This window comes from Treponema sp. R80B11-R83G3 (assembly GCF_054786115.1).
In genome coordinates, this window is sequence record NZ_BDHF01000016.1 from 16,759 (window position 1) to 28,003 (window position 11,245).

The window sequence follows — 11,245 nt, forward strand, 5'->3', positions numbered from 1 at the left end:
TGTGATCAAACGGCGGCAGACGCTTAGCCGAATAAATATGGAGGTATTATATGAAAAGAGCGGTTGCTATTTTATTACTATTGTGTTTTTCATCTTTGTGTTGTTTTGCTGAGGAAAGTTTGGAATCCGATAAAGATCATCAAACAATGTCAGTTTCTTCAGAATTATCATTACCTTTATTTAACTCTAGCGATGGTTTTTTTGGTAAAACATCTTCGATTAATAATCCAATGAACTATCCTACACAAGGTATTGGTACTCTTAAATTTGGGCAAACAAATTTAAAACTTACAAAGTATTCTGGTGGCGGTGGTGGAGCAACAGATGCCGGTATAATAGTCGGAACAATTTTAGGAACAGTGCTTGGCGGTCTTTTATTAGCTTCCTTAATTTTGTTAGCAGTAGGAGAATAAAGAGCGACAGCTCCAAACTTTTTCGCAAAGATTTCTCACAAAGATCACGAAGGTACAAAGATCACAAAGGAGGGAAAGAGGGGGGTGTTGTTTGGGTGCTTTTCGTGAGGTTCATGATTAGATTTTAAAGAGAGATTTTATTTTTTTGTTACTTTTTGTTTTCCTGTGAAATCATCAACTGACAGTTTGAAAACTATTATGTTGTTTAATTCGGTTTCGTTATAATCGAATTTAATATCTTTTCCTGTTTGATGTTTCATTAGATAATTTAATCCGTTTATTTTTTCATCTTTTGAATCCAGAAAAAATATTTTTCCAAAACCAATTATGCTTTTAAATTCATAACCGTAATCACAGGCCTTTTGCCCTTCGATTAATTTTGTGTCGCAGTCAATTTCAAAACAGGCGTTATTATTTTTTTTAATTATGTCAATTTTTTTCCCTTCTGTAGCGCAATGAAAATATAAAGTTAATTTTTCATTTTCATAAGAAAAACCGTAATTTAACGGGACAATATACGGATAGTTATTTTCAGATAGCCCTATTCTGCAAACTTTGCATTTTGCGATAATTTCCAGCTTTTCATCTGTACTGATTATCTCTCTGTCTTTTCTTCTCATTTTTGGGTTCTTTAATAATTTTATATTTTATTGATTATTGTTTCAATATCTGCATAAGGAGAGGGACAGTCAAGAGGAAAAAATTCCTCTTGACTAAATCATAGGAGGCAACCTTATTTTTTGACGTTTATATCAAAGGTTGCGCTTTTGCCATAAATGGAGTAACTGAGGGTCTGCTTGCCTTCTCTATCTTTATTGTAATTACGGATGTAGTTAGTGCTGACTGGAAGTTTCTTATTGGGTAAGCCATCCCATGAACCTTCCACTTCCATGGGTATAAGATATATGTCGAGCATTATTTGTCCGACTTTATATTCCTTCATTAACGGCTCTTTAAGGATCTTGAGGGAGGCCAATGGAACGATTGTTATATCAAATGAGGTCTTTAAGCCTTTGTACTCAACTGTAATGGTCTGCGTGCCTAATTTATCAAGATCAATACCTGTAAGGGTAATATCGTTATTGTCACGAACATAAAAACGATCTGGCTCCGGCGCGTCCGGATCCATTGGGGCTCCTCCGCTTTGTTGTATTCTTGGCGCGACAGAAAATGGAATCTCCATCTTTCCAATTTTATCCCAATTACCGTATACCTTAATTTCCGACTTTTCAAAGCCCATATATTGCCTCACGAGCCGATTATCGGACGGGCCTGGACCGGATATTGATTGAAGCGCCAGTACTTCCGTCTGGAAGCTTCCAGCTTTATTGTAGGCTACGTTGATAGTTACCTTTTGAGGCCCAACCTTGGTGTTGTCAAAAACAATTGCAGATGGGTTTATATTTACCTTCTTCTGACTTCCGTCCTTATAGGTAGCCATGAGAGTAATGCTCTTGGGGTCAATATCTCTATACTGACCTACCTGCTTGGGGCCATCTACGCTGTCCACGGATACAATTGTCATTGACGCGCATCCTGCCAAAATTGTTCCGATTATCGCCAATGTAGCGATAATTGCTAAAATGCTTCGCATTTTAGCTTGGAGTTTTGCTGTCGCAAAACTCCCCACATTCGTTCTGATTGTGTTTTTCATAAAAACTCCTTTTATAACACCTGCCTCTATGGGCAGTTTTTACTCCAACGATGATTTGGGAAGCGTACCCAACGGGTGGGGACTTATCCCTTTACTTCTTTGTCCATGTTGTGCTTGTGCCGTCCGGCCTTGTATAAGTACCAGGCGTTCCTTTGGCTTTGTCTGTCGCGTAGAATTTTGCGCGTAAGTCTCCAATATCTACGAATGCTCTATCAATAAAATTGGCTGAAGGAATAGTTCCATTAAATGTTACGCTGGTAATGTTAGTACAGCCGTCAAAAGCGTTAGCTCTAATGTTTGTAACGCCGCTCCCTATAGTTACGCTGGTAAGGCTGGTGCAACGGCTAAAAGTACCCGCATCAATAGTGGTAACGCCGTTCCCTATAGTTACGCTTGTAAGGCTAGTACAGCCCATAAAAACACCTTGTCCAAGGATGGTAACGCTGTTGGGTATTGTTACGTTGGTAAGACTGGTACATTCAAAAAAAGCTTGCATCCCAATATAGGTAACGCTATCTGGTATTGTTATGCTGGTAAGTTTAGCGCATGAGGAAAAAGCGGTTCTCTCAATGGTGGTAACGCTGTTGGGTATTGTTACGCTGGTAATACCGGTCTTCTGAAAAAACGCACCCCCTCCAATTTCGGTAACCGGAAGGTTTTGTATACTTGATGGAATAATTACAGTTGATTTATTACCTACATATCCGGTAATTGTTATCGTGTTTCCTGTTTTTGTTACTGATTTTGATACCCTAAAATCGCTTTCAGGATCGCCTGTCTGGGCAGGTGTTACTGTCGGTTGGGCTGTGGCTGGTTGAACTGTAGCTGGAGTTGTTGTTCCCACTTGTTTTGTCCATGCTCTTTTGGTGCTCAGAGGCCCTTCTGTTGTATAGGTTCCCGGTGTTCCTTTTTCGTTGTCTGTCGCGTAAAACTTGGCGCGTATATCGCCCATTAATCTGAATGCGTCAGCATGAAATTCTGCCGAAGGAATAGTGCCGCTAAATGTTACGCTAGTAAGGCTAGAACAGGAGTTAAATGCTTGCTCCCCTATACTTGTAATGCTGCTGGGTATGGTTATGCTGGTAAGGCTTTTACAAAGGGAAAAAGTACTTTTATCAATACTAGTAACGCTGTCCGGTATTATTATGCCGGTAAGGCCGCACTCGAGAAAAGCGCGTTGCCCAATGCTTTTAACGCTGTTGGGTATTGTTACGCTGGTAAGGCTTTGGCAACGGTAAAAAGCTCTCTCCCCAATACTGGTAACGCTATTGGGTATGATTACGCTGGTAATGTCCCTTCCAGAAAAACTCTCTGCTCCAATTTCAGTAACTGGAAGGTTTTGTATTTTTGACGGAATATTTACTGTCGATTTACTCCCTAAATATTTGGTAATACTTATCGCGTTTTCCAATTTTGTTACTTTAAAATCACTTTCAGCATCCTGAGCAAAGACACTGAACACCATAAGCGCAAGAAGCGCTACTACTAAAATTATGTTTTTCTTCATAGAAAAATTCCTTCGGACTTTAGTCCGCTGTAATTTTCCGCCCATTGACAGAAAATTACGAATAATTACTTGCCTTTAGGCAGTTTTTACTCCAACGGAGTAATAAATAAGGAAAAGGGAAGAGGGAAAGGTCGTTGTCACGTTATGCCCTAGGCATACCCTCGGACATAAAACTCCTTTCCCCACCTCCTTACTTCCCTTTTCCATTTCCTCACTTTTAACTCATTTTTAAATAATTACCGTATCTCATAAAAACGGTATCAATCACAATCAAGTTGTGATTGACACCGTTGGTTTTTTACTTTATTGATACGAAAAATACGCTATTTTGCCATCATAGCTCCCAGCAACAAGCTTTCCGCCGCCATAGGCGATATTTGCGAACTGACCTGTAATATCTGGAATATCTGTGGTTGTCCATGTTGTGAGGTCCGTTGAAGTCGCAAATTTAACGTTTATGCCGCCTCCTGCGATGGCCATTCCTATGGTAATAAACTTGTTGTTGTCATAGATGATTGATGCCAGGGGTGAAGTTAGTGTACTTAATGGATAGTTTGTTACGGCTGTCCATGTTATGCCGTCTGTTGATGTCGCCATTTTGCCAGACATCATCGTCGCAACAAACTTACCGTTACCAAAGATGATTGAGAGGATGTTATTGGAATCTGTGAGGAATATGCTGCCAACATCTACGCGTGTCCATGTTTCGCCGTTATCTGATGAATACGCTATTTTTTTACCTTTATTAGCTTCACTCTCGCCAGCGAAATAACCGCCCCCCGCGACAAGCGTGTCATTACCATAGGCAATTGCGCTGACGGCCACGCCGCTTGGTGCGCTCAAACTAAAATCCCATGTTACGCCGTCAGTTGATGTCGCCCATTGGTTACTGCTTCCCACGGCGATAAATGTATCATTGCAATAGAAGACTTTGATGCTGCTAATTGTGCCGAATTTATTTTCATCACTAACATCAACGGCTGCCCATGTTGTGCCATCTGATGAATACGCTAATTTGCCCTTACCGCCTGCGACAAATTTACCTCCGCCAAAGGCGATTTTACTGATTCCTTCCAATGGGCTATTCGTTACTACTTGCCATGTTACGCCATCAGATGAATACGCTAATTTGCCGCCCATGGTTCCAGCGACAAATTTATTGTTACCATAGACGATTGAGTAGATGTAATCTGTGCTGGCAAATGGGCTGTTTGCTACGTTTGTCCATGTTGGACCGGTTGGAACGGTTACGGTAACGGCGGCGCTGGTCTTTGGGTTGAAGCCGTCCGCGCTTACGGTTACGGTGTAGCTTCCCGCAGCTGTCGGCGTATATTTGTTAGGGGTCGTTGTTGAAGCTGTTCCGACATTGCTTCCGTCTTTTTTCCACTGGAAGGTTACCGTTTCTGTCCCGCTATAGGTTGCGGTTAGTTCCGTTCCTGTTGTAACGCTTGTAGACGGGCTGATAGTGATTGTTCCCGACAGATCAGAGACATCCTCCACCTTTTCGCACCCTATCAAAGACAGTGCAGAAAACCCAATTACCGCCACGATAGCGATAAATCCGAAAAGTTTGTTTGTGTTTTTCATAGAAAACTCCTTATTATATTCTAATTTTGGCAATTTCCTGAATTTCTTTTGTGAAAACACAAAAAAATACATGAAAATGTATCCATGTTTCATATTATGTAATATCAGTTCATAAGTCAATAGCAAAAAAGCAATTATTATTACATTTACGAGGGAAAATGCCCAAAAATAAGGCAAATATAAAGGAAATTTTAGCCGCCAATCTCAGGGAAACCCGCCGGAAAAAGGGTTTAACTCAGGAAAAATTGGCAGAAATGGCGAATATATCGCTTCGTTACCTTGCCATGCTGGAACTTAGGAACAGTTTCCCTTCCGGTGAAATGTTGGAAAAATTGTCAGATGCCCTTGATATTCAAGCCTTTCAACTTTTTTACCCTTCATCAACGCCGGAAGGCGCTATGCTCCATTTAGAGCAATCTATAGTTTCCAATATAGAGAAAACAGTAAGCGCGAAACTAACGCAACCGGAAAATGACCTTTCTATAAAGAAAGAATTTGAACAGTTAAGGCATGATATAATTCAAGATATAAAAAATATCTATGATGACAAATTAGAGAAATCATTTGTCTTTAATATTGAAAATGTTGTAAAAATGTCTGTAAAACAGGCTGTCGCGTCTGAATTTAAAAACCTTAAAAAAAATAAATAATTGCTATTATGCGCGATGCCCATATTCCTATTATTGCCTACCGCGTCAGCCTATCAGCCTTGCTGACAGGAGCGCACTCTTAAAACTTTAAATTATAATATTAGAACAAATGTCCCAACTGTAATTAAAATGCCGCCAATAATAGTTTTTATTGTTAATGCCTCTTTTAAAATAATAAATGCCATTACCATTCCTATTACTAAACTAAATTTATCTATTGGAATAACCTTTGAAGCTTCCCCTATTTGCAAAGCCCTATAATAACAAAGCCACGATAAACCTGTCGCTATACCGGATAAAATTAAAAATAACCAATTTTTATTTTCAATATTAACAATTTCATTTTGTTTGCCTGTAAAAAAGACAATACCCCATGACATAATTAAAACTACAATAGTTCTAATTGCCGTCGCTAAATTAGAATTCATATTTTGAATGCCTATTTTTGCCAATATTGCAGTTAAGGCGGCAAAAAAGGCTGATAATAAAGCAAATAATGCCCACATGATAGATATTATATTTATTTTTTATCTTCTTGTCTATATTATTTGTTAATATTTTTTTTAATTAAGTTAGTGTGTATGTCGCGTAATTTGAGAAGATTCATCAATAACAGTTTTTCCTTTAATATAAGGATTCGTATAAAATGAATATAACAGCTGTAAAAACATAAGACTCCATATAATCGGTTCGCAGATAATTACGCCAAAATAACCAAGAGCGGGCACTAAAAGGAAAGAAAATAATATTTTACCGATAAATTCTATGACACTTGAGGCAAGCGGAACAATTTTTTCACCTATTCCCTGAAGCGCAAGGCGAAAATTAAAAAGTAATCCAAGAACTAAATAAAATGGCGAGTTTATTATTAGATACCGAGCGCCATTTTCAATAATGATACTTTCATTTGAGCCGGAAAGTAATTTTATCAAAACCTTGGAAGAAAATAGAAGAACAACCGTTATAAACACAGCCCATATTAACGAAATAAAATTGCCGTAACGTACTGCTTTTCGTATGCGGCTTAGCTGGTTCGCTCCCTTGTTCTGCGAAACAAACGTGGAGAGCGCGATGGCTATTGTATTCATCGGCATCATGCAGAAACTGTTGATTCTGCGCGCCGTTATGTGCCCCGCTATTACAAGATAACCCAATCCGTTTATGGCGCTTTGAAGCACGATAGTGCCAAAAGTTACAATCGACATCATAAATCCCATAGAGAAACCCTGCGCTATAAGTTCTTTGTATAGCGCGGCATTATAATGGAAATGCTCTTTGCGAGGAATAAGTATTCGGCATCTTTTAAAAATATAAAACAGACAAAGCGCTGTCGAGATGCTTTGCGCAACGACCGTAGCTAATGCCGCGCCGCGGACTCCCATATTAAAATTTGTAATAAAAATAATATCAAACACTATGTTCAAAATTGATGAAATAATCAGGAATAAAAGCGGCATTGTACTATCGCCTATAGCTTGCAGGAGTCCCGCGCAGAGATTATAAGTAAAAGTTATAATTAAAAAGACAGTCAAAATAGAAATATACGAATATGCCGTGTCTATTATTTCTGCCGGTATGTTAATTAATTTTAAAAGCTGCGTCATAAATAGGCTTGCGATAACCGAGATGAAAAGCGTCAGAAGGACGCCAATTACAATCGCTCCGGCAATTGTGCGCTTAAATACGTCTTTATTACCTGCGCCATAATTCCTGGCCGCGACAATGCCGAAACCTCTGCCAATGCTTATGATGAAAACAAAAAACAGTTCAAATATTACCGAACACGCGCCAATTGAGGCAAGAGATGTTTCACCAAGAAAATGCCCCACGATAACCATATCCACAGTGTTATACAACTGTTGAAAAATATTGGATAACAACATGGGAATAGCGAAAATTAATAATGATTTTGTTATACTTCCGTTTAATAAATCTGTTTTCATTAAAATATTTATACTATTATCTACAGTTTTATTAAATTAATCGCTTCTAAGATGTCCATTTGTTTACTCCCCTTAATTATCACGAATATTATGTTTCTATTTATAACACAATATGCGTTCCTTGTATACTTATTGATTAACTATGAATTAATATCTATAGTTTATATATAATTAAGGAGATAAAAGTGAAAATTAAAATGAAACTGAGTCTTATGGTTATTGCCATTGTGACAGTCGTGGCGGGCAGCCTTGCCTTAATACTGCTATGGCAAGCATCCGATATAAGCTTGAAATCTAACCTTCGCGGCCTCAATTATATGGCAAGAGAGCAAGCCGAACACTGGAAAGGCAGGGAAGATGCATATATAAGGGCGTTACGTACTTTGGCAAATGTAATGGATGATTATGAATTAATTCCGGCGAATCAGCGCAGAGATAGATATGACGATATGCTGCACTCCGCTCTGAGATCAGAACCCAATATGATTGCTATTTATACGATATGGAAACCTAATGCCCTTGATGGCATGGACAGCAGTTTTATAGGCAGGACAGGATCAAGTCCCACAGGGCAGTACGCAATGACCTTCAGCAAGGAGACCGGAGAAGTAGTGTCCCGCGCAAGCGTTGATATTGCACACACTATGGACTACTTAAACGGTCCTCACGCAAAAAATGATCGGGTGGATAATCCTGAGCCATGGAAAGTAAACGGAAAAGACACATTTGCGTTTAGAATGATGGTTCCTATAATTAATTCCCATACCAATGAGGTTGTAGGGGGATTGGGCTGTCTTTTAGCCATTAATGTAATACAAACCACGGTAGAAGATGTTATTAAAAATCATGATGAAATATCCGCAATGGTTATTTATGCGGGTAACGGAATGATAATGGGGCACTTGATTCCTGATCGGGTTGGAAAAATGCTTATCGACGTAGATACGAGTTTTGGCGAATATATAAAAGAAGCAGATAAATCCGTGCGTGAAGGCAAGGAATTTGAGTGCAGAACATTTTCTCATGCTCTTGACACATATACAAGACTTAAAACTATTCCTTTTAAAATAGGCGATTCTGATCAGATCTGGTCAATAATGGTTGTAGCTACAGAAAAACATATTTTACGTGAAGTTAAAGTGATTACCGAATTTACTATTATTCTGGCAGTTATAGCCATTATAGCGGCAGCAATAATTGTGTACCTTGTCCTGAACAATGTAATCCACCCAATTGTAATGGTGGCGGGCCAACTCAAGGATATTGCCGAAGGCGAAGGAGATCTGACTTGTACCATTCCGATACGTACAAAAGACGAGGTAGGCGATCTTGCCACATACTTTAACGAGACGCTGAAAAAAATCAAAAACCTTGTCGTAAATGTAAAAAAAGAAGGACACGAATTATCTGACATAGGAACTGATCTTGCAGCTAACATGAATGAAACAGCCGCCGCCGTGAATGAAATTAACGCCAATATTCAAAGCATCAAGGTAAGAATTATTAACCAGAGCGCCAGCGTCACCGAAACACACGCGACAATGGAACAACTTACCGTAAACATTAACAAACTTAACGACCATGTTGAAAACCAAAGCAGCCATATCGCGCAAGCGTCGTCCGCTATTGAAGAGATGATGGCTAATATCAATTCAGTTACCGGAACGCTTATTAATAACGCTGCTAATGTGAAGACTTTAAAAGAATCCTCCGAAGTGGGACGCAACGGCTTGCAGGAAGTGGCTACGGATATTCAAGAAATAGCCCACGAGTCCGAAGGGCTTATGGAAATTAACGCGGTAATGGAAAACATCGCCAGTCAAACTAATCTATTGAGTATGAACGCCGCGATTGAGGCGGCTCACGCAGGGGAGTCAGGTAAAGGTTTTGCCGTTGTCGCAGGCGAAATCCGCAAACTGGCAGAGAATTCCAGCAAACAATCTAAGACAATTGGTAATGTTTTGAAAAGGATAAAAGGTTCCATAGACAAGATTACCCACTCCACCGAAAACGTACTTGGTAAATTCGAGGCAATTGACTCAAGCGTTAAAACCGTCGCTGATCAGGAGGAAAGTATCCGCAACTCAATGGAGGAGCAGACTACCGGAAGCAAGCAGGTACTTGAAGGTATAGGCGAAGTAACCCAAATAACAGGGCATGTAAAAGAAGCGTCCAGACAAATGCTTGACGGGGCAAAAGAAGTAATACAGGAGAGTTCCAATCTTGAGAAAGCTACTCAGGAAATAACCGGCGGCATGAACGAGATGGCTACAGGCGCGGAGCATATAAATATAGCGGTAAACCATGTAAATGGAATAAGCGGCAAAAACCGCGAAGCTATTAATGATTTAATGCGTGAGGTTTCAAGGTTCAAGGTGGAATGATTAAATTTACATATTTATCCACAAGTGATGTATTGTAATATCAGGTTCAGTTTTTCGCGGGTGAAGTGATTTCCCATGATATTTATTGCTTTTCCCGTCATATTCTATTGTATTTATATGTTCACATTTATTCCAACAAAGATCGTTTTCATCCGGTTTACCGCAAAGATCATCGATGCAATTATTAATTGTTTCGTGCCAGTTAAGGCATGTTCCGGTTTGAACATAACCTATCATACCTACAATTTTATGTTCTTTTCCATGAACCTCAAGTTTAAATCGCTGTATCCCTCATCAAAACAAACGGCAATATCAACAGTACGCATATTCCCTTGTGGATTCTCATGGGAAAAATTAACCGGAAACTCAGTATTATGTGCATAAACTGTCAAAAAATTTGATAAATCATAATTTAACTGCTTTTCGCTTTCCTTGTTTGGCCTTGCAATATTATCACGCCATTTACATAAATGTTCATATACAAAAATTATAATGCTTTCAACAAGTTCTTCTTGGCGTTTTTTGTTATTTGAGGGGACAAAACCCATATCATTCGCCGCCTTTGATTATGTCAAGTATAACATCGTCTACATCACGAATAGCTGTAGAACGTATCCAATAGCGTAATTTATTTGGTTTAACAATAATCAGAATATCGCCAGTGTATATTCGTATAACCCGTTGTGTTCGCAGAATATTATTTTTTTCTTTTTCGATCAAAGAAGATAAGGTTTCCAGCCAATTTGAATCATCTAATTCCGATAAAGAATTTTCCTCACCTGCAAAAGAAAAGGCAACAAGTCTGAAATCATTATTTTTTTGTTCTTTGCATTTTCTTAAATTCGGATATGTTTTGTTCATAAGACGCAAAAATGTTTGTGAATAACGCTGCAAATCTTCCTCCGATGCTTCTTTTTTTAATAGTTCGGAATCTTGTCCTATTCTAACATACTCAGCCATATAATTACGAATATCATCCAACAGCTCTTTTTCCCATGGAACTAAATCAAAATTACCATTATCAGGATATGGTAGATTCATAATGTCCTTTTTTTGTGTCGCAGTTGCACGAGCAACTAACATTCTGCCGCCACATAAGTAAAGACA

The 11,245-nt window shown here is 38.9% G+C and carries 12 protein-coding genes; 3 read left to right on the forward strand and 9 right to left on the reverse strand.

Annotated features, from left to right (window positions below; translation table 11 throughout):
* Positions 1 to 50 precede the first annotated feature (50 nt).
* Positions 51 to 413 carry a hypothetical protein gene (locus ACYVRH_RS04140; RefSeq protein WP_461255662.1) on the forward strand — a complete coding sequence of 121 codons (363 nt, stop codon included), beginning with the start codon at positions 51 to 53 and terminating at the stop codon, positions 411 to 413.
* Between the two features lie 137 nt (positions 414 to 550).
* Here the strand turns inward: ACYVRH_RS04140 and ACYVRH_RS04145 are convergent, their stop codons facing one another.
* From ACYVRH_RS04145 to ACYVRH_RS04160, 4 genes are all read right to left on the reverse strand, one after another.
* Positions 551 to 1,033, reverse strand: a complete 483-nt coding sequence (locus ACYVRH_RS04145) for a pyridoxamine 5'-phosphate oxidase family protein (RefSeq protein ID WP_461255663.1) — start codon at positions 1,031 to 1,033, stop codon at positions 551 to 553.
* 113 nt (positions 1,034 to 1,146) lie between these two features.
* On the reverse strand, positions 1,147 to 2,067 hold the full coding sequence (locus ACYVRH_RS04150) for a bacterial Ig-like domain-containing protein (protein WP_461255664.1): 921 nt from the start codon (positions 2,065 to 2,067) through the stop codon (positions 1,147 to 1,149).
* Between the two features lie 91 nt (positions 2,068 to 2,158).
* Positions 2,159 to 3,574 (reverse strand): leucine-rich repeat domain-containing protein, encoded by a 1,416-nt coding sequence (locus ACYVRH_RS04155; protein ID WP_461255665.1) that lies wholly within the window; start codon positions 3,572 to 3,574, stop codon positions 2,159 to 2,161.
* A gap of 303 nt (positions 3,575 to 3,877) precedes the next feature.
* On the reverse strand, positions 3,878 to 5,161 hold the full coding sequence (locus ACYVRH_RS04160; RefSeq protein WP_461255666.1) for a hypothetical protein: 1,284 nt from the start codon (positions 5,159 to 5,161) through the stop codon (positions 3,878 to 3,880).
* A gap of 158 nt (positions 5,162 to 5,319) precedes the next feature.
* On the opposite strand from ACYVRH_RS04160, the gene ACYVRH_RS04165 reads away from it, so the two are divergent.
* Positions 5,320 to 5,811 (forward strand): helix-turn-helix domain-containing protein, encoded by a 492-nt coding sequence (locus ACYVRH_RS04165; protein ID WP_461255667.1) that lies wholly within the window; start codon positions 5,320 to 5,322, stop codon positions 5,809 to 5,811.
* 92 nt (positions 5,812 to 5,903) lie between these two features.
* Here the strand turns inward: ACYVRH_RS04165 and ACYVRH_RS04170 are convergent, their stop codons facing one another.
* Both ACYVRH_RS04170 and ACYVRH_RS04175 read right to left on the reverse strand, forming a co-directional pair.
* Positions 5,904 to 6,317, reverse strand: coding sequence for an EamA family transporter (locus ACYVRH_RS04170; RefSeq protein WP_461255668.1), 414 nt, complete (start codon positions 6,315 to 6,317; stop codon positions 5,904 to 5,906).
* A 66-nt stretch (positions 6,318 to 6,383) separates the two neighbouring features.
* The gene (locus ACYVRH_RS04175) at positions 6,384 to 7,754 is read right to left on the reverse strand and encodes an MATE family efflux transporter (protein ID WP_461255669.1); all 1,371 of its coding nucleotides are present in this window, start codon (positions 7,752 to 7,754) and stop codon (positions 6,384 to 6,386) included.
* Between the two features lie 185 nt (positions 7,755 to 7,939).
* Between ACYVRH_RS04175 and ACYVRH_RS04180 the strand changes: the two genes are divergently transcribed.
* Entirely contained in the window at positions 7,940 to 10,138 is a 2,199-nt protein-coding gene (locus ACYVRH_RS04180; protein WP_461255670.1) for a methyl-accepting chemotaxis protein, read from the forward strand.
* A gap of 6 nt (positions 10,139 to 10,144) precedes the next feature.
* Here ACYVRH_RS04180 and ACYVRH_RS04185 read toward each other — a convergent pair whose 3' ends face one another.
* From ACYVRH_RS04185 to ACYVRH_RS04195, 3 genes are all read right to left on the reverse strand, one after another.
* The gene (locus ACYVRH_RS04185) at positions 10,145 to 10,375 is read right to left on the reverse strand and encodes a hypothetical protein (protein WP_461255671.1); all 231 of its coding nucleotides are present in this window, start codon (positions 10,373 to 10,375) and stop codon (positions 10,145 to 10,147) included.
* Between the two features lie 2 nt (positions 10,376 to 10,377).
* Positions 10,378 to 10,686, reverse strand: coding sequence for a hypothetical protein (locus ACYVRH_RS04190; protein ID WP_461255672.1), 309 nt, complete (start codon positions 10,684 to 10,686; stop codon positions 10,378 to 10,380).
* Position 10,687: 1 nt separating this feature from the next.
* On the reverse strand, positions 10,688 to 11,245 hold a 558-nt coding region (locus ACYVRH_RS04195), incomplete at its 5' end, for a hypothetical protein (protein ID WP_461255673.1).